Raw genomic sequence first — 18840 nt, forward strand, 5'->3', positions numbered from 1 at the left:
TTAAGTACAAAGTATTTTTCCATTAAAAAAAAATTACAAACATTCATTACTACTTCCCAACAAAACTCATCAGATTATCTAGCTATCCAACTGCTTCAAATATTTATCCCACCCTTGCTGTTTTGCATTATTAGCAACACGTGTAGCAATCGCATAGGATTTGATTTGCTGTCTTTCAATCGCTTGAGCAGCACTCAAATATTTTAAGAAAGCACCATAAGTCATATTTAAAATTTCATCAGGACGATGGCCATGATTGATCAGGTAAGAAAAAGCTTTGAACCAACTAGACCCTTTTTCGTTCTCGCTTTTAGGTTCTTTCTTAAAGACATCATTATTGACTTCAATAATCTTGAGCACCAAATCAGCTATAGCGACAGTATTCTCTAAATGCTCAGAAAAACAATTTGGATCTAATGACGTTGTCAGTGATACCACCCCCATAACCTGAAGCATGTTGGTTTGAATTAACGGCGTGATCGTTTCTACTGAATAACTTTCTAACTTTTTAATCAGACCAGAAAATTGAGCAAAACGATTCAAGTCTTTAACCAGAATTTGTTTAATCTCTATATTCTGATCAACAAAAACATAGGGCAATGATTCATTGTTCAAAAGAAAAAAGTCATTCATAGAAAAAATCCTAATGCACAGGCACAAAAAATGACGCTTTACGCGCCCCTGTGCCTGTGTGTTTAGTTAAGCAGCTGCTGGAATAATTACAATGTGGCCGTATACACCAAGGGCTGGATCAGATTCTTTCGAAACGTCTGAGAGCGCTTGGCCTTGGATCTGATATTGACCAAGATCATTATGAATCAACGGGAAAGTTGTTTCTGGTGACTTTTTGGTACGCCACAAGCGAACAGCCATATGCTTCTTAGTAGCTTTATTTATGCCTTTGAAGAACAACTCATACTCTTCCTCAAGATCAGTTGCGATCGTAGTCTGAGTGACAGCACCAGTGGTAAAGCTTGCTTTTAATGGCATCGTTAAGCCTGTTACATCATTAAAAATCACAGTACCGAACTTAGCATCTAGCGTATATTTTGATGGATCTACAGTTACAGGTGTAGCTGTTGAATCCTTAAATGAAACCGCTGACAAGTTATAACCATCTAACATGATTTCATCACCTGCAACCACGGTACCAATATTCAAGTCTGTCACAGTGGTTGATGCAATTTCATGGTTGGTACCAGAGAGAATATATTCCATATTCTCAGGATTAATTTCTTCAATCTGACCTGAAAACTCTACACTTGTGGTATTTACCATAGTGAAATCTGTTGTACTGTTACCAGAAGTGCTTTCGGTGTGCTCGATCAAATCAGCAGTAATTGCGATTTCAAATTCAGGAACGTTACCTATGAAACGCATCGCACCCGCCACACCATTTGCAATTTTGGAAAGGTAAAATTTACCCTGTAGGTAAATGTATTCTTTAGCCATTATCTTTAGCCTCTTTGTTAGTTGTTTTTACTGCTTTTACTTCTGTTAAAGGCTCAGCTTGTTTTTCAGGCTTTACCTCCTCAATTGCTTTATTAGCCAGCAATTGTGTAATTTGTTTATCACTGAGTCCCGCTACAAAGTCCCCAGCAAAAAAACGCCCCACAGGTTGTAGGGCTTTATATTGTTTATCTGCCATGAGTAGCAGCTCCTAAATTTTCCGTGATTCTAAAATCACTGTGTAATAAACAAAGGCAGGACCATAGCCATCTTTAACATCAATAATCTGAAGAGGCTCGATAGAACTTTCAGGTTCCCAACCTGCTAACAACTCAATCACTTGATCTAAAAGCTCTCCAGCTTCATCTGCTAAAGCTGAAATATTGTTAAGCTGCGCCTGAGCATTACGACATGCAACTGTCACTGACCATTGAAGCCCAAGTAAGTTGCTCTTACCTTTACCAGCATCATCGATCTTTCGTACTCGGACGAAATTAACGTGTGCTGATGGAGTGACTTGAGACATCTCAGTTACTGAAACAGAATTCAACGGCGTATAAATCTGCTTAAACTCTGAAATTTCTTTCAACTTTTCTGCAATCTCAGCACGAACTGCGAAGAAATTAGCCACTTATATGTCTCCCGATAATGTTGAGAATCGACTCATCATCTTCTGAGTTAATACCCAGAAATGTTCGAGGTTCAATTTCAACTTTTTTCACCTTGCGCCAATTGCCAGCTACTTGAAAAACCAAATAGTCAGCTGTTTTAGGGTAAATTTTCATTCCAAAGTGCATGGTTGCCGCGTATTCAACATTGGTTCCCCACTCCACACCGTTATTGAGAACATTGTGTGTGAGGCTGTTCATCAAGCGCCCTGTATCACGTAATGTTTGACCTTTCTGAAGCTCAGCCCTCCATGATTGCTTCCAAGGATTTCCATCTACATCTGATTGATCAACAAAACGCATTTGTGTTGAACTGACACCATATGCGCCAATGTCGTCAAACATGGCTTTCTTGTCATAGCCAACAAGATGCTCCATTATGGCCATGATGGGCGATTCACCATCTGCCTTGACTGTTATAGCAATTGGCATATGGACCTCACTTCAAGCTTGGCATTTGATTAAGAATGTCATCAGCAAACATCCCGCCTCTATACGTTGTACCAATTGGCATTGTCGCTGGTGACTGTGAAGGCAACTCACCAGTAGGCTTATCCTCCTCATCCAGAACAGGCAACACTGCTTTTTTATCGGCAATACGTTGCAGATACTTCACTTCCGATTCATATCGCTTTTCAACTTCCTCAGTTGGTTGCTGAAAATAAAGACGGTATCGTGCGATATTGCACGCTACACGTTTCAATGTGCTGGGTATTAAAGGAAGAGGTAATTCATAAGCAACAGCAACGTAGCTATCGATTTCTTCGGAAGCATCCTGAAGGGCCTCATTGACCGCATCAGGCTGTGTTTGCATTGCTTCCAGATTCGCTATTTCTGCCTCACCAAACCGTGCTACAAGATCATCTCTGGTCGCATACATAGTTCACCTACTTTGCTTCAGTGGAATCTTTATCTACGTTTTCATCCACAGTGGTTTTACTAGCCTTCTGGGACTTAACTGTTACCGCAGCCAAATCAGTTTCAAGTTTTGCGACCTTAGCCTTCAGATCTGCAACTTCACCTAAAGCCTTTTCCTTCTCTTCAGAAAGTTGAGTATTTGATGCCTTTAGATCTGCAACTTCACCTAAGAGCTTTTTCAAATCACTTGATGATTCTGTCGATGACGATTGCTCTGGTGGTTTATATTCTTCAACTGCGCCAGAAGCTAAAAGGGCTTGAATACGTTCTGCATTCAAGCCCTTGATTTCTTCACCAGGTAGGAAATTACCTACCGACTGCTTAGCAATAAACTTTGGCATATTCTTCCCCCTTAAACGATAAAGCCTGTACCGCCACACACACCATTCTTATTAGAAGGTACTGCAAGAGGTGCTGATTCAGTCATTAAGAAAATTCCGCTTGGATCTTCGTTGTACCATTGACGATCAAAGTACTTTGCCATAGAACCATTAGCCAACGTGTTTTTGATTTTACATTGAGCAACTGAACCTTGAGTATCAGAAATAGCACCAAAGTAATCATCCGGAATAAAGCGTTTTACACCAGATTTTAAGCGATATGTTGCGTCAAACACCCATAGCTCTTTTTCATCTAAATAGCCCTTAAATGAAGCTCCTTCCTGAACATTTAGGCTAGGTTTATACGGAACAGCTATACCAGCATAAGGTTTAACGAATCGCTCTTTAAACTCATCATTTGAGGAAAGTGCAGCCCAAACCTTACCCGACATCAAGTAAGCTTTAGAGCTTCCACCATTAGTATCAAGCAATCGCTTTTCCATAGTTTCGATGTCACTAACTGGTGTTGCACCAGCCTGATTCCATGGGGTTAGAGGTGTAAAAGTGAGCGAAGTATCACGCTCATAATCAACCATGTTGTATTCATAGTCGTCAGACTGTAGTAAATATTTGCCGTTTAATAACAATTCAGTCGCCATGAGCAGAATAGAATTATCAATTGCATCATGATTACGCTTCATCACTGAAATCTGTGCAATGATCATCTTTTCTTGATCTGATAGCTGCTGGCTTCCAGTTGAAATAATTCCCGCTTCCTTCAAACGTGTAATCAATGCTTCATCAAAAGAAGTAGTTGGTGTAACAATATTTTTGGGTTTGTAATAAGCAGGTTTCACAAACTCTACTTTTGCTGAACGTACTGTATCAAATGGTTTACCTGGTTGATGTGGTGATACTAATGGCGCTAAGTCATGAACCGTTGAAAGCTCTGCCAATGGCACTTCATCACGATCAAATGAAGGACGATTGGGAAAAAACTTATCCAAAAGCCAAGTGTCCATTGGCTTATAGTTGCTGTGAATTAAAGCCAATTCACCGACATCTAATAATTCGAGTGGAGCACCACTTAATGTAAATGTTTGAGGCATGATTATTACACCTTTGATAATTCGATTTTGTTTTTGGTTGCTTTAGCACGTGCTGCTGAATATTGATTTTCCAATAGTAACGTTCCGCTAATTGAAACCGCTTCAACGCTAAATACACCACCGTAATAAATCGGCAATTCCACACCATCAGCAGCCATTTGTGTTGCTTGAGCCGCAGTAATATCCTGCCCACAGATAACATCCCAAGTTGATGCATCTGCAGCATGAGTTAGTACATTGCCATTTGAGAGCGTCAACAGATCGCCAGTTTTATAGGCAGTAGCAGTAGTTGGTAATGCATTTGCACGGCGTAGCTTTTCTACGTCCAGAATTAATGGGCGGGTGCTACGGGTAATTGTTGGAATAATTGTTGATCCCATGGATTAATTCCCCTTGTTTTGAGCTGCAAATGCTTTAGCACCTGCAGAGAATTGATGTTCTTGATTGCCACTATTGCCTTGGCCCTGTGCACCACCATTTGCTTGATGAGTAAATAAATGTGCTAATGCTGGATTCGGCTGGTTCGCTGGTGCTGGTTGTTGTGCAGGTTGGCCACTTTGCCCACCAACTGAGAATTGACGAAGTTGCTTCGCTGCAAATGCAAATGTTGCATCATCCATAGTGGTATAGGCTGTTTTATCTTCAGCGCTGAATTGCGTTTTCAATTCAGTTTCAAGAGCTGAAATATCAGAGGTTCGTTTGTCAGCTTTGAACTTCTTCAGTTCATTTACTGCATTATCTCGCTCGGTTGTAAGCTTCTGATTATCAGCCTTCAGTTGTTCTAGTTCGGTCACATCTGTGCTCCCTACTGGTTGTTGATTTGAATTTGCTTTGCTTGAGAAAGCTTTTATTGATGTATTCCGATCAGCGCCTGTAGAACAGATCGTGAATTCACGAATACGGTTATTACGGAAAACTGCTATAGGACCAGTGAATGATTGACCATTCACAATGACTGTTTGTCCTGTGTTCACCTCTTCAACTGATCCTGGATCGATATACATCGACATTTGAAAAGGAAACTCATCGTCAGAGTCCTGAACAACTTCCTTTGCACGATCGTTTGTTAAAAAGTGCCCCTCAACATCGATCTTGCCGTTGGTATCAACCTTTTTGACTACTCCAATCCGGCTTGATCCAAAATGCTCTTCAAGCAATGCGGTTGGTGAATCAATCTCGATACCGTTTAGGTCAAAAACCACTCCAGTACGGCCCCAGTACCAATGCCCATCAACACGTCCACCACTGTATGCAGTACCTTTGAATGTCCGTTTTTTTCCTTCTTCGGCATGAGGCACTTCAATGGCCGGTGTGTTAAACAAGTACTTCAGCCGTTCTTCATTTAAGTCTGGCATTTTTACGCTCCATAAAAAAACCGTCCAAAATGGACGGCTTTTAAGATTTATAAATTTAATTTACTAGGGCTTTGAGTGTGTAAACTAGCTTTCCTTTCTCTGTTGTGATCGATACAACTTCAAATGAAAGACCTAATTCAAACAACACCCCTTGTCCAGCGTTAAGCTTTTCCAGATCAATGCCCAAACCTTTTGCATTCTCCACTTTAATGACAACATCTGTATTGGATGCGACCAACATTAACGGGGAATCCAGAGTAAGAGTTTGCCCAACCTGAAATGAAGCAACGTAATTTAAAGATGAGCCACCTGAAACAACTTTAGCCGTATTCGATGCTACAGCTTGAATCTGTGCCATATCCGTTTCTATCCAACGACGTAACACATCCTCAGCCAAACTAATTGGTTGATTACTCAGATATGACGTTAGTGCTTGATCATTACCCATCACATAATCAAGTAATGTCTTAATTGCGCTGGGCCTGATAGTCGGGTCCAGTGGAATTACTGTTTTAGTAATAGTTTCAAAAAGGTCACGACTTTTGTCATTCATTGGTGCCAGTAAACTTTTCAATTTGTCACTTGCTATCCATTCCGCTTGAATTACTTGCTTTTGATCAAGTAAGAATGATTTATCCAATATTGAATCAGCAATCTTTTGATCCACCAATTCAGATAAATCACCAAAATTAGCAGGATTAGTTGACCAACCTAAATCAACAGCAATCTGAGGTAAATCTTCGTCTGAAGTGATTCCGTACTTCAAAGCTTGTGCTTCGGTTAATGCTATAACGGTGCAACGACATCTAAATCCATTTGGTGGATACCAAATCAACCAGAAAGGATCATCAATATGACGAATGATCCGATTCATTTCCAAATGACTAGGCCTTACACGGCGGTCATCAATTGCAGAGTACATCAGATAAGGTCTTACAGCTTTATTTTGCTGTTGTTGCTGCCAACGTCCATGTGCATATGCTGACTGGATGTTGGTTCGAAAAACATTATCTAAATATGATTCAGGTAAAATGATTTCACTTTCAGCTACAAGTTTCTGAAAATCACTAAATATAGAACCATCAGCAATAGATTTATTTACTGCCTTCATCACAGTATTGATCTGCTCAAGGCTTGTTAAAAAACTAACTGTGCTTGCATATTGTCTGGTGCGTAGATCTAAAGAATAGAACTCATCAGGCAATACGATTTTTTTAAGCTTGGCGTATCTCAAAGCTTCAAGAAAAGTAACTGGTTGCATTTTTCTTTCCAAAAAAAAGCAGCCAGTTGGCTGCATTAATTAACTTTCTTTTTAACTAAAAGTTCGGGCAATTCATTATGTGACATATATAAGACGCCCATGAATATCATGAAGCCAAAAAACATAAATGGTATTAATAAAAAGAATGGACCTAAGATACTTTTGCTCACATAAAAACTGCCAGCAAGAAAATTAATCATCTTATGACCTAACAATAGGAAATATACTGTTATAAGGAACATTACAAATACTGAAAATCCAAGATATCTCTTTTCCTTTTTATATCCGTGCTGGTCCAATTCAATGTTAATTAATTTACTTTCTGAATCATATGATTTCTTAATTGATTCATCCCAGAACCAAACTGAAGGTGCAATTACTTCAAAATTTATGAATTCCTTATTCCTTATATAATAATCAACGACTTCATACGTTACTCTTGGGCTACCAGTTAACTTTTGTGCGGCTGAATCTAAAAGTGCTCTTCTAGCTTCCTCAGATAAATCATTATCCTCTTTTAAAGACTTCACTTTTTCAAAAAATTCGACCCTTCTTGCATATCTTTCATCTGCCTTTTTAAATTTATCTTTTCTATTCAGAAATATCTCAATCAATTTTATAAGAAAGTCACTCATTACTACCCCAAACAATTGTAATTATTAAAAAGTAGTAATGATTTTATAGACCTATTAGTAAAATTCAATATTATGAACTTGAACTGACATACCCAAGAACATCTCCTGCATACAACGCCCTTTCCAAATTTACTGTAAACTCAGATTTTGATGCGTCAGGAATTAACTTTTGCAAATTAAATGCAAGTTCCTCTGGTGATTCACTTAGTTGCACAAGTTCTGCTATTCGTTTTTGATCTAGCAATCGTAAAGGACCTTGACCATCAGTAAGCTCTTCAACTTCCTGTTGATCAGGACTAAGTTTTTTAACATCTGCAGCAAAGCTAAACGCTCGATTTGGCAAAGCTTTAAATTGAGGCAAAGGCAGCCCATTCTGAGATTCAGCCACATCACCATCTTGCAAGCCATACTCGCGTTTAAAGTACTGAGAAGTTAAATTTGCACCTGCATTTTTTAGCTTTTGATCTCTATCTGCTTTATCAGTGTTAAGTGATTTCTCGTCACCAATTACAATTAGATGTCGATCCCAGCCATTCATAAAACAAAGAGCATCAATCATGGCTTGGATTGTCGAGGTTATCATTCGAATATCAGCTTGAACTTTGTTGTTCTGCACTTCTAAATGAACTTCCCCTAAAGCCCTGCTACCTTGGCCATCGGTACTACTAGTAAGGGTTTGACCCAATATAACCTTTTGAATACTACGCTCGATCTTCTTATCGAATGACTCAAAGGCTGTTGAACCGTTTTGATTGCTCGTAATAGACTCAACCGACTCATCAGCATTTATTGACAGGACTGATTGAGCATGGGCATTCAGTAATGCTGTGAGCATTTCTTTAACACCCTTTGTAGATTTCCCAACTAACAATGGATTACCGAAGCGCTCTACATATTTAGCCCACATCTTGTATGTGCCATTCTTAAAGAAGTGCAACCAATATAGACGGCTAAATAGTGCTTCCCCATAAGGGTTCTCAAAAGTAGGTTTACACTGTGTTAAAAAGTACTTCAGTTTTTGATCACACTCTATGTCTCTATGCTGATCATTATAGTTTTGACCAAGAATCAAACGTCCATCATTTTTTGGCTCAAACCACTGCATTGGCTTAACACCCACCCAATTCCAACCAATATAAGGTGTTATCGTTTGACCTTCAAAATGTACGGCATTTTGGTTATAAACGGCCTCAATTACTGAATAGCCATACCAACGAGCATTTTGAGTACCTAAAGTAAGTTCTGACCACCATTTTCGTAATTCATCTGAAAGAATCTTTGAAGCAACTGTGTTATTTGGTTCTAAGCGAAATGGAGCACTTTCAAGTTTATCTTGACGCTTCTCTACACATTGATAGATCTCATCGTCATACATCAAAATGCTTAGTCGATTACGAGAAACACCAGCTTTTCTAAGTACTTCATCAATATCAGGCATCCTTGTAAGAAACTTGATAAACGCCTGTTCAGCTTGCTGTGTATACAAATAACCCCCAGCCGTTGCTGACTGAGGGTTATTAGTTTTCTTAGTTTTTTCTTTCTTAGCCATATCTTAACCACCCATTGGAGGCTCATAGTTCTGTTTAACGGTTGCCTCTTCGATTGCATCAATCAATGTGTCCACTTGGTCATCATGATCATGTGTCATATCCGCCGTGAATGCTTCACACTCTTCAATGAATGCTGCCACCCATGACTTACCAATCGGTAACATCACCAATCGATCATGAGGATTGTTTTCATAGTCATGTTCTAAATGGACTTGAACATCCATGAAGCGAGTGAGTTTGTCTGTACCACGTTGAATTGCGATACAAGGAACACCAGCATAGGTACCAAGGTTCTGAATCAACTGTGTACCATGTGCTTTATCTTCGACATTCATCCAGCGAATAGGCCTTGTTTCATATGTATAAGCCTTATGCTTATCAATGAATGCCTTGGCCTGCCTGTTCATCTCAGGTGCTTCCCATTTGCCACGTAACAAATCAATGATGTAGATCTTGCCATCCACACCTAAGCCAACCAGTAGAAATACAGTGTAATCATTATGAGTCTTAACCTTCTGTGCCGTGTCTACATAAATTGCTCGCCATTGCAATGGAGGTAGTTCTTTATATCTTCCGAACCACTCGGTTTTGATTAGATCACCACCAAGCTTTTTAGGGTTTTGCATGTACTGGCTTGCAAATGTATATCGAGATACTGTTGCACCATCTTTATCTTCACCACCCTTCTCAAGCTGTAATAAAGATTCTAGTGATTCTTTAAGTGGCCAATAACTTTGACGACCATATTGATCACGCTCTACATCTCGTGGAACTTTACAACGTATATGCTCAGGCAATTGATCTATATAATCATCGTCAATCAAAGCAGGAATGCTGATCTGTTCCCATTCACCAGGTACGTTGCCTGTCATCACAAAATTAGTTGGATCTTCAACGTGTAAGCGCTGCATTATCAAAATAATAGGTGTATCTGACTTGGCTTTACGTGAGTTGACCGTGTTCAGGATCTTACGATTGGCTTTCTTACGAGCCGATTTACTAAAAGCATCCTCAGGCTTTAGTGGGTCATCAAGAATGATAGCGCCTGTAAAGCCCTCATTCGCCAATGTACCTGCACGACGACCTGTAACTTGTCCACCCATTGAAGCAGAATAAACATGCCCAGCATCGTAACCATCAACGGTAGTTTTCCAACTAGATTTAGCATCTGTACTGGTTGATATTTTGACTGGCCACAGACTTTGGAAATCTACTGATTTGACAATGTTTCGCGCCGTGGCAGATACGTCCTCAACCAATGACTGTGAAAATGACAAATACAAAAACCGTGATCGAGCATTTCGTGCTAGTCCACGTGCAATTAAATTAGTCAGTAATTCAGTTTTCCCTGAACCTGGTGGAACGTTAATGACTAGGTTTTTAACTTTTCCAGATATGACTTGATCAATCTTGTCTGCAATATATTCATGATGCCAGTTGACCGAAAACTTAAAACCCATTCGCGGCAAGAAAAAACGCCGTGTAAAGAATAAATGCTCTTTCTCACAGCGTTCTTTCTCTAACTGCATATCAAGAAAGCTAGTATTTACTTTCGAGTTCATCCATTGCTTGCCTTATCTGTTCAGGTGTTGCTACAACATGTGTAACATGCTCAGGGTTAAGAGGCTCACCATTGGCACCAGTAAATTCAGTCTTATTGGTGTACTTTCCACCCATATCCTCTGCAGCTTGTTTAAGAATGCTTAGTGCTGCCACCCGATTTTTACTATGCTTTTGATATTGGTTTTCATAACGTTGTAGACGCACTGCTAAATTCGCAATTGGAATTGCCTCAGGCTTACCCAAAAACATTTCACGAGTCTTTTCAAAATCAATTCTTAGTTCTTCACTAAGATTCTCACCTGCTCGTTTCGTTGGGTCGTATTTTTCACATTGCTGCTTAGTTACTTTTACGCCGTATTCTTGGTTGACGAGTTCAGCAGTTTCAGTGGGTGTATTAAATACGGCAAGTGAGCGAACTATAAAGAGTTTTACCTCTTTTTTTAGTGCCGCCATATCCTCAATCCTGTCAACCTACGTCAACCTAAATAGCCAAAAAAAAGAGCCAACTGGCTCAACTTATTATGCATGTCCCGCAACATCGGGTGATGCTTAGATCAGATACAAACGGCGCTTGCTTTGCCACCTCTACGAGTCGCTTAACGTTTTCACTTGCCCCATGTCGTTTGACTACGCCTATGAATTCTTCTACGTCGTGGCCAGCTAAATAGTGTTTTGGTAACCCAGTATTATCACTATAGATAATCTCACCATCAGCATCACGCTCTACACCGATATGATAAAGCTCATGCTCGATCAAAGCACAAAACTCTCGATCTGAAGTTTGTTCGCAAAAGCTTGCATCGATGGTAATCAAGTAAACAGGTACAAATCCAAACCAGTCTCGCATCTGTTGTTCCTGTCGTGCCTTACGCCAACCACCGACATTGAACATGACCTTTTCACACTGACCTAACACCATTTGTTTTTTAACGGTACAAGCCTGTGATGCCCAAGCAAACGCTAGAAATTCTTCATTGTCGTGTAGCAACTCTGCGATATGGTCATGATCAGGATTGTATAGCTCAGCATCAACTGTTAGATAATTAGCAACTACCCATTCCTTTAAATCAGGTGCAGGTGCCAAGCGCAAAGCTTCTTCTTGTTCAGCCTGATCTATTAGTTCAGTCGGTGGAAATGGTCTTATTTGATTCATTTTCAATTCTCTCTAATAGACCTTTAATCCAATGAATTGCATAACCAGATAAAATAGAATCGGGATGTAAACGTTCAATTTTAAAGCCTAGATCCTCAACTTGGTCATATCTATCCAAGCTCCAAGCTTTGTTTGATAGCTTGCCACCACGCCCACCAGACCAAGGACCACCCTCAATCTCAATAAGTAAACGCAATTTCACGATATGGAAATCAAAACGCCAATGTTTAGTGTGAATCGGTTGGAATTTACTTTCAAAGCCGATCACTAGATCCTGTAATTCTTCTTTTAATGTTTCAAAAGCTTCTAAATAGTTTTGTTTGGCTTTTGGCAACGGCGTGTTTCGTGGCTTGTTTTTAAGTTCGCGCTTCTTAGTGAGTTCGAAATATTTAGCTAACTCCATAAATCTCACCCATTAAAAAACCCACCGAAGTGGGTCATGTTTTACTCTATATAATAGCTGTTGCCATCGGAACTATTGAAAACCAAATCTAATGTTGGGTAAATAAATTCACCTTTTACCAAAATATATTCAACTTTGGGACTTTGAACTCTTGCTGATTGATTGATTCTTGAAGTATTTACTTCTGTATATCTTGCCTGCGCTCGTCTTTCTTTACCTTGGAAATCAATAATTGTTATATCTTTTAGCATTAATATGCTCCAATTTAATCATTCATATTATGCTTATTAGTACATTAAAACTATCAATATTTTTTAGAGTGAAGATACGTGCATTTTTTTCATAAAATAAAATAAAAATTCTTTAAATTTAAAATATTTATGTGTGCTTTATGTACCCCCACTTGAAATTAGGACTGTTCACTTTAGGCATTAAAGGTATAGCACTCAAGATGTTATATATAATTGATTTTATTTACGAAACAATTCATCGAAAAAAACTCAATTATCAGGACATATCAACACATATACATCTTAAAACTACCGTAGTGTAACGGTCATAAAAGCGTACTATGAGATCTCCAAAGTGAAGTTAAGAAGATAAAAATGTCAGGTTTCAAAAGTTTTTCAAAAAATATAACAACTCAAGCCAATATTATTAAAGCTCAAATCAATGAACACTCGGAAGTAGCAATTCCAAAAGATACACAACCTTCACAAGCTTCAGGAACAGCACAGGATCTGCCTGAAATTAATGACCTACCAGATCCTAATAACAAATAATTTCTTATTAACAGCGCCTTAGATTCAGTTTTAAGGTTCTGTTACTCTAAAGAATAAATTAGTGCACTAATTTATTATTCTACTAACTACCTTTATCAATTTAATTTGTTTAGTTATTTAAGAAATTGCAGCCATTCATACCAGAAAATTGATATAACTAGTCTCTCAGATATGAGGGGCTTTTTTAATTGGTATTTCAACATTGCCGTCTTATCGAAAGACTTTTATTATCAATTACAAAATCAAGAAAGATATTCGTATTTCTGAGCCAAGTAATTATTGGCTATTTTTGTAGTCACCGCATACGATAATTCAGCACAAAGCCAAAACCGATAAGTATTTTCACCAATAATATAGCTTTGGCGATTGTATGTAGAATTTTTGCATGAATCTATTGTGCTTGCTTCAAAGTATGTCCCTTCACGACCAGTGACTACTTCACCATCCAAATCACCGCCAATACAAATGAACATCTTAACAACCCCAAAATTTATGTATCACACCTTAACACATAAAATAAAAGCCCCGCCAATAACATGTGTTTCAGCAGAGCTTCATACGCTGTAATCAGTTAGGAAAGTTTAGTATCAACAATTTTTAGAGAGGCACAGCAAAACCTTCTATTTTAATTTTTTGCTCTAATTATTAATTTGCGTTTCTAACCATTTGAGATAATTTTCTTTATCGCGAAAATTTGGAGCATTTGAGGAATCTAGATCAACTCTCTTTCCCAACATTTCGATTGAATATCGCTTATGTGTATGCAAGATTCCACTTATGGGCCTTGGAAGATAATTACCCCAAAAATAGAAATTATATTCCCAGTTGCCTGCCTTTCTATTTTCTTCATCTAATTTAGGATTTTGTAGTACTTGTTCAGCATTTTTTTCAATATCGCTGAATTTTTCATGTGCTAAGAAACTTTCATAAAGTTCTTCTAACTTTTCATAATTCATTCTGATTCCTTTTATGATTAATATGGTTAATTAATATACCCGAAATCGCAAGTATGGACATAGAGATATGACGCGATGTAGATCAATAAAAAAGCCCGCAAATGCGAGCTTTAAACTTTGGTGATTGACCATAACTTCGTCCACCATATCACAAATATGTCATATCCTGTCCGTACATGCAAGCACTACTCTAAACGCAATCTTTTATCATGACCATTTAGATAATATTTACCTGCAAATATCATTTGATCTAATGACGTTTTCCCCAAACAAAACTCTATTGCCATTTGTCTCAATGACATTCCTCTTACATTCTTTTCTACAAATAAGCCCACTGCTGCCTTAGCTGAATTACAGATTGTATTGCTATCCGAAACTTCTTTAATAAGCTTTCTAACCTGTTCTGCTTCAAAATCTGAAATGACACAGATAACTACATTTTTATTATTAGATTGCCTGTCATCATTAGATCTGATCAACCAATAAATTTGATTTACACCAAGGTCATCTGGTGCATTTCCACTTTTCATACGACAAGTTTGAATATATGCACCATATTGTTTTAGCCAATCTTCTATTGTGAATTTAGACCAGTCCATTACTTTGTTTTTAGCGATAGCATTCATCAATCAAACCTCTCGTACATCAATATTAAAAACCGTTTTCATTAAATGTTTTTTATTGCGATAGCTCGCTAACTTTCTCGTTGCTGCTGACTTCACATCTTCGACAATGTATTCACCTTGGGTGTTGTAGTAAGTGAAATCTGCAAAATAACGTAATGCAGGTTTTGCCCTTTTCTCTCCCTCAAGTTTGGTTTTGGGTGCGAGTTCGAATTTAGTGTGATGTTCTAAACCGAAGATTTCGCCCCTTTGTTGCATTGCTTTAAGCTCGATGTACCGCTTGAGTTCTTTCTTGCTGTCGAATGTCATTCCATCTAGTTCAATCTTCTGAGCGTTGAACTTGTTACGTCCCGCTTTAGCTTTAGCCTCTTGCGGGAATAATGCTCTGTAACGCTCAAGGCTCATTGATGTCATGCATTCACCCGCGCATCAGCCCATTTGCACTCAACAATTGATAAACCATCGTGTTGAAAGCGTGACCATAATCGGTCACCTAGATCAATTTGCAGTTGCTTCAATGTGAAATTTGAAATCAGCATCGTAGGTTTTTTACAGTCGTATCGCTTAGTCAAAACCTTGTGAATGATTTCTAAACGCTTATCACGGTCATGCAATCCATATTCATCAAGAATCAACAAATCGTATTGGCAAATCTCATAAATCACAGACTCTTCAGATTGGTCTTTCGTGTCCTTGTCCCATGCATTCATCACTCGTTGAGCTAATTCCTCACTTGTGATGTAGCGGACAAACAAACCGTTTTTGAGTAGAGTTTTAGCAGTTGCACATGCAAGATGTGTCTTACCTGTACCAGTTGAACCGACCAAAATAAAATTTGATTTTTTCCCTGCCAGTAAAGCTTGTGCATACTCGATGCATTGACTAAGTGTGTTGGCTTGCCCTTGTGTTTTAGTCACGTAATTCGTAAAAGCTGATTCACTATGACGTTCAGGAATCATTGCGCCTTCCAAATGTTTTTGGCGAACCATACGATCAACACGTGCCTGTTCACCCAATTTTGATTTATTTAAATCAGCTACAGCACACTCTGGGCAAATATGATGAGGTCCTGCTTTGACCATGTTGATTTGGTGAATTTCACAAATTTGATCCACGAAGTTAAAACCGTTTTCAAGATTGACTAATGCGTTCATCGTAAGCCCTCTGGAATTACTACAGTTCCGTGGAATGGACGATCATCAGACGATGGCTCACCCTCCCATGCTTGATTGACGTTTAAACCTGTTGGTTTGTTTTTATCAGCAGGCTTCGACCGTGTGCCAGTCTTAGGCTTGTCATTGGTGTTATCACGCTTAATCCAAGCGATGTATTTCGAGAACACCTGGTTTTCAAGTAATCGACCTGATCTGATTTGTGGTGCGTAGTGTGGCAAGAACGTAACCATGGTTTGGTCAAATTCTTCTTGAGTGGTTGTTTGTAAAAATGCTCTTTGACGCCAAGCATTGATTTGATCAAGTGTTGGTTTCCAGAGATTCAAGTCGGCTTCGAGCGAGTTCTCACTCGTGCTTTTTGAGTGTGTATTATTATCTAATCTATTCTTATCTATTCTATTCTTATCTATTGCGATCCCCTGACGATTCGTGTCGCTATCGCCCCCCGATTCGCTAGGCGATCCCGACTCTACAATTTTGGCGATCTTCTTGGTTAACGCTTTGGATTGCGGTGCGATACTTTTTAATCGGTAAACTGCATCGCGTAGCTGACTTTCTAACTCAGAAGTATCTATCTGAATACTCCATCGTTTTGCATTACCTTGTGCGCCTGATATAGCATTTGCAAGCTTTTCAATCCAAGCTTCTAATGCTTTCTCAGCTACAACATGATGGTACAAACGGCCATCACCACCATCAACCCATCCACGTAAAGCGTGCTCTTTTACTTTTTTCCACTTGCTACCCATACCTGATAAATGTGCAAGCATCTTGTCGTTGTTTGGAATGCTTGCAGCAGGTATTTGCGACCAGCTTTTCAACCAGAGTGTCAAGCTTGCAACTTTTTCTGAATCGTCACCAAGAATCCATGTTTCAGAATTCAAAAGACGATCAATATCGAGTGGCATAAATGGAAAATTTGAAACATCACATTCGATTGGTGTCAGTGAAATTTTTTGATTGCTCATGCCACCCCCTGATATATTTTTTCATGGGCGAAGTTCGCACGAACCAATGCTTCTGAAAGCTGTGGGCAAACAGAATTACCCACCATACGTGTTTGTTCTGTCTTAGTGAGCTTTACTGTATTGCCACGCTCATCTATGCCATAACTAAAGATGTAGTTATCAGGAAAGCCTTGTGCTTTGAACAATTCATGTGGTTGCAACATACGAAAGCCAATATCTGCAATTTCATACTGTTGTCCTTCAATCGTGACAAGACCAAAACGATCACGTGTAGGAATAGTACGCAACGGATTATCAATGCTGTTGCCGTCTCGCTCATTACCATAGAAAGCTGTAAGAAATGCATGAACATCAGCAGAGTGACTTTTACCTTGGTTGCCTGATTTAACTAGTTGGCTAGCTACTACGCTATGATGATCTTTTGAAGTAATTGTATGAATAGGATTAGATAATTCACTACCAACAACTCCTGTATAATTTTTGGCTAAAAAGGCTGATACAAGTGCATGATGACCACCTTTGACAGTTGTTATAGTGCGTAGTGGCTCATTGGCTGGCATGCAACGTGGACTTGATGCATTTGCACATTCAGTCAATACAGGTGCAACCAAAGAAAATCTATTTTCAGTAGATACAGGAATTAGAAAAGGATCTTGATTATTAACCACATAACGCATTGTCCCTGTTGCAATACGACGCAAGGTAGTGTCAGCAAGTGGTTTTGATCGAGTAAAAATGCTAGGACAAGATAGAGTCCAATCAATACATTCCGCTGCGGTGCGCCAAGCTTTTAATTTACCTTTTAAAACAGCATCTGATTTTGGATCAGCATGCGTTTGTTTTGGCCATACGATTGGCAAACCATCTCTACGTGCTATTAAAAAGAAACGTTTTCTAGTTGTTGGAGAACCGTAATCACATGCACGCAATTCACGCCATTCAACTTGATAACCTTGATAACGAAGTGCTTTAACAAAACTACGAAACGTTTCACCTCGATGTTTAGGGCATGGTTTCCCATCCTCACCAAGTCTTCCCCAAGTTTTAAACTCTTCCACATTCTCAAGCATGATAACTCTTGGGCGTGTTAAATCAGCCCAACGAAGTGCAATCCAAGCAAGCCCTCGTATTCTTTTTTCAACAGGCTTAGAGCCTTTGGCTTTTGAAAAATGTTTACAGTCAGGTGACAACCAAACCAATCCGACAGGCTGATTTTGAGTTACTTCTATTGGATCTACATCCCAAACAGATTCACAATAATGCTTAGTATCAGGATGGTTTGCCCGATGCATAGCCAATGCTTTAGGATCATGATTAATAGCTACATCCACAGGACGACCAAAAGCAGCTTCAAGCCCTGTACTGGTACCACCACCTGCAAAGTTATCAATGATCAATTCATTAGGTAATAGTACTAAATTCACGACACTTCCCCTTGTGCTTTCAATGCACGTGAAAGATGCACAGCTTCATCGCTTTCAATCACTTTGCAGTGACCTGAAATACGATTTTCAAGATAAGTGTCATCGCCCATATCAATACCTACTAAACAGTGATTACACTGTTCTTCTTTAAACTCAGGGCATTTGCCCTTGCACTTATGTTCTGTTAAATTATTCATGTGATTTAATCTTCCTGGTTAATGAACAACTAAGCCTGATCTTCTACATCAGGCTTTTTCTTTGCTTAAATTCCCTTGAATCCCTTCAAATCCCTCTTGAAAGCTCACTTCTGTAGACAAGTCCCGCATCAAAGCGCCTAATCCCAAGCGCTCGAACGATTTTGCTTGTAAATTAAGGACATGCCACTCACCTGCTATTTCTTTTTCAAGAAGATATGCAAGATATTGAGCAAGGTCTTTTCCCTTAATTTCAGCGAGAACTTTTGCACGTTCATGGTTCTCAGGAGACAAACGCACATGCGTAGATTTTTTTTCAAGGCTCATACTTTTGTCC

Annotated in this window: 28 protein-coding genes; 1 reads left to right on the forward strand and 27 read right to left on the reverse strand. The window is 39.0% G+C overall.

The genetic code is table 11. The features are described from left to right. Positions 1-78 precede the first annotated feature (78 nt). The 18 genes from MKL32_RS03735 to MKL32_RS03820 all read right to left on the reverse strand — a co-directional run bounded on the left by MKL32_RS03735 (position 79) and on the right by MKL32_RS03820 (position 12635). On the reverse strand, positions 79-633 hold the full coding sequence (locus MKL32_RS03735; protein ID WP_270900210.1) for a hypothetical protein: 555 nt from the start codon (positions 631-633) through the stop codon (positions 79-81). 66 nt (positions 634-699) lie between these two features. Beyond that, the gene (locus MKL32_RS03740; RefSeq protein WP_270900211.1) at positions 700-1452 is read right to left on the reverse strand and encodes a hypothetical protein; all 753 of its coding nucleotides are present in this window, start codon (positions 1450-1452) and stop codon (positions 700-702) included. Further along, entirely contained in the window at positions 1445-1648 is a 204-nt protein-coding gene (locus MKL32_RS03745; RefSeq protein WP_270900212.1) for a hypothetical protein, read from the reverse strand. The genes MKL32_RS03740 and MKL32_RS03745 overlap by 8 nt, the downstream gene beginning before the upstream one ends. 12 nt (positions 1649-1660) lie before the next feature. Continuing rightward, on the reverse strand, positions 1661-2080 hold the full coding sequence (locus MKL32_RS03750; RefSeq protein WP_130575111.1) for a phage tail terminator protein: 420 nt from the start codon (positions 2078-2080) through the stop codon (positions 1661-1663). After that, the gene (locus MKL32_RS03755; protein WP_004953786.1) at positions 2073-2549 is read right to left on the reverse strand and encodes a phage virion morphogenesis protein; all 477 of its coding nucleotides are present in this window, start codon (positions 2547-2549) and stop codon (positions 2073-2075) included. The genes MKL32_RS03750 and MKL32_RS03755 overlap by 8 nt, the downstream gene beginning before the upstream one ends. Positions 2550-2556: 7 nt before the next feature. Beyond that, on the reverse strand, positions 2557-2997 hold the full coding sequence (locus tag MKL32_RS03760; RefSeq protein WP_270900213.1) for a gp436 family protein: 441 nt from the start codon (positions 2995-2997) through the stop codon (positions 2557-2559). A gap of 7 nt (positions 2998-3004) precedes the next feature. Next, a complete protein-coding gene (locus MKL32_RS03765) occupies positions 3005-3376 on the reverse strand; it encodes a hypothetical protein (protein ID WP_270900214.1) in 372 nt (123 codons plus the stop codon). Positions 3377-3387: 11 nt separating this feature from the next. Continuing rightward, positions 3388-4464 carry a major capsid protein gene (locus MKL32_RS03770; protein ID WP_004953776.1) on the reverse strand — a complete coding sequence of 359 codons (1077 nt, stop codon included), beginning with the start codon at positions 4462-4464 and terminating at the stop codon, positions 3388-3390. 5 nt (positions 4465-4469) lie between these two features. Next, positions 4470-4844, reverse strand: coding sequence for a hypothetical protein (locus MKL32_RS03775; RefSeq protein WP_151769292.1), 375 nt, complete (start codon positions 4842-4844; stop codon positions 4470-4472). A 3-nt stretch (positions 4845-4847) separates the two neighbouring features. Beyond that, positions 4848-5819, reverse strand: coding sequence for a hypothetical protein (locus MKL32_RS03780; RefSeq protein ID WP_270900215.1), 972 nt, complete (start codon positions 5817-5819; stop codon positions 4848-4850). Between the two features lie 55 nt (positions 5820-5874). Next, positions 5875-7080 carry a phage head morphogenesis protein gene (locus tag MKL32_RS03785; RefSeq protein ID WP_270900216.1) on the reverse strand — a complete coding sequence of 402 codons (1206 nt, stop codon included), beginning with the start codon at positions 7078-7080 and terminating at the stop codon, positions 5875-5877. A 35-nt stretch (positions 7081-7115) separates the two neighbouring features. Then, the gene (locus tag MKL32_RS03790; protein WP_270900217.1) at positions 7116-7715 is read right to left on the reverse strand and encodes a hypothetical protein; all 600 of its coding nucleotides are present in this window, start codon (positions 7713-7715) and stop codon (positions 7116-7118) included. A gap of 70 nt (positions 7716-7785) precedes the next feature. After that, positions 7786-9264 (reverse strand): phage portal protein family protein, encoded by a 1479-nt coding sequence (locus MKL32_RS03795; protein WP_270900218.1) that lies wholly within the window; start codon positions 9262-9264, stop codon positions 7786-7788. Positions 9265-9267: 3 nt separating this feature from the next. Next, positions 9268-10827 carry a phage terminase large subunit gene (gene terL, locus MKL32_RS03800; protein WP_270900219.1) on the reverse strand — a complete coding sequence of 520 codons (1560 nt, stop codon included), beginning with the start codon at positions 10825-10827 and terminating at the stop codon, positions 9268-9270. Beyond that, a complete protein-coding gene (locus MKL32_RS03805) occupies positions 10805-11281 on the reverse strand; it encodes a DUF2280 domain-containing protein (protein WP_270900220.1) in 477 nt (158 codons plus the stop codon). Before MKL32_RS03805 ends, terL begins: the two co-directional genes overlap by 23 nt. Before the next feature lie 58 nt (positions 11282-11339). Next, entirely contained in the window at positions 11340-11981 is a 642-nt protein-coding gene (locus tag MKL32_RS03810) for a putative metallopeptidase (protein WP_270900221.1), read from the reverse strand. Further along, positions 11950-12384, reverse strand: a complete 435-nt coding sequence (locus MKL32_RS03815) for a hypothetical protein (RefSeq protein WP_270900222.1) — start codon at positions 12382-12384, stop codon at positions 11950-11952. The genes MKL32_RS03810 and MKL32_RS03815 overlap by 32 nt, the downstream gene beginning before the upstream one ends. Before the next feature lie 41 nt (positions 12385-12425). Then, a complete protein-coding gene (locus tag MKL32_RS03820; protein WP_270900223.1) occupies positions 12426-12635 on the reverse strand; it encodes a hypothetical protein in 210 nt (69 codons plus the stop codon). Positions 12636-12989: 354 nt separating this feature from the next. On the opposite strand from MKL32_RS03820, the gene MKL32_RS03825 reads away from it, so the two are divergent. Continuing rightward, complete coding sequence (locus MKL32_RS03825; protein ID WP_234857198.1) at positions 12990-13166, forward strand: hypothetical protein; 177 nt, start codon at positions 12990-12992, stop codon at positions 13164-13166. Positions 13167-13408: 242 nt separating this feature from the next. On the opposite strand, the gene MKL32_RS03830 is transcribed toward MKL32_RS03825, so the two are convergent. The 9 genes from MKL32_RS03830 to MKL32_RS03870 all read right to left on the reverse strand — a co-directional run bounded on the left by MKL32_RS03830 (position 13409) and on the right by MKL32_RS03870 (position 18830). After that, the gene (locus MKL32_RS03830) at positions 13409-13639 is read right to left on the reverse strand and encodes a hypothetical protein (RefSeq protein WP_270900224.1); all 231 of its coding nucleotides are present in this window, start codon (positions 13637-13639) and stop codon (positions 13409-13411) included. A gap of 165 nt (positions 13640-13804) precedes the next feature. Continuing rightward, complete coding sequence (locus MKL32_RS03835; RefSeq protein WP_270900225.1) at positions 13805-14122, reverse strand: hypothetical protein; 318 nt, start codon at positions 14120-14122, stop codon at positions 13805-13807. Between the two features lie 185 nt (positions 14123-14307). Beyond that, on the reverse strand, positions 14308-14748 hold the full coding sequence (locus MKL32_RS03840) for a hypothetical protein (protein ID WP_270900226.1): 441 nt from the start codon (positions 14746-14748) through the stop codon (positions 14308-14310). A gap of 3 nt (positions 14749-14751) precedes the next feature. After that, positions 14752-15159 (reverse strand): DUF1064 domain-containing protein, encoded by a 408-nt coding sequence (locus tag MKL32_RS03845; RefSeq protein ID WP_270900227.1) that lies wholly within the window; start codon positions 15157-15159, stop codon positions 14752-14754. After that, positions 15156-15899, reverse strand: coding sequence for an ATP-binding protein (locus MKL32_RS03850; RefSeq protein ID WP_270900228.1), 744 nt, complete (start codon positions 15897-15899; stop codon positions 15156-15158). The genes MKL32_RS03845 and MKL32_RS03850 overlap by 4 nt, the downstream gene beginning before the upstream one ends. Beyond that, a complete protein-coding gene (locus MKL32_RS03855) occupies positions 15896-16885 on the reverse strand; it encodes a DUF1376 domain-containing protein (RefSeq protein ID WP_270900229.1) in 990 nt (329 codons plus the stop codon). Before MKL32_RS03855 ends, MKL32_RS03850 begins: the two co-directional genes overlap by 4 nt. Next, positions 16882-18309, reverse strand: a complete 1428-nt coding sequence (locus MKL32_RS03860; RefSeq protein ID WP_270900230.1) for a DNA cytosine methyltransferase — start codon at positions 18307-18309, stop codon at positions 16882-16884. The genes MKL32_RS03855 and MKL32_RS03860 overlap by 4 nt, the downstream gene beginning before the upstream one ends. Next, complete coding sequence (locus tag MKL32_RS03865; RefSeq protein WP_270900231.1) at positions 18306-18506, reverse strand: hypothetical protein; 201 nt, start codon at positions 18504-18506, stop codon at positions 18306-18308. The genes MKL32_RS03860 and MKL32_RS03865 overlap by 4 nt, the downstream gene beginning before the upstream one ends. A 48-nt stretch (positions 18507-18554) precedes the next feature. Continuing rightward, on the reverse strand, positions 18555-18830 hold the full coding sequence (locus MKL32_RS03870) for a hypothetical protein (protein ID WP_212386783.1): 276 nt from the start codon (positions 18828-18830) through the stop codon (positions 18555-18557). Positions 18831-18840: the final 10 nt, after the last annotated feature.

Origin of the sequence: Acinetobacter sp. AOR34_HL, assembly GCF_027854795.1 — a bacterium.
GTDB classification, from domain to species: domain Bacteria; phylum Pseudomonadota; class Gammaproteobacteria; order Pseudomonadales; family Moraxellaceae; genus Acinetobacter; species Acinetobacter junii.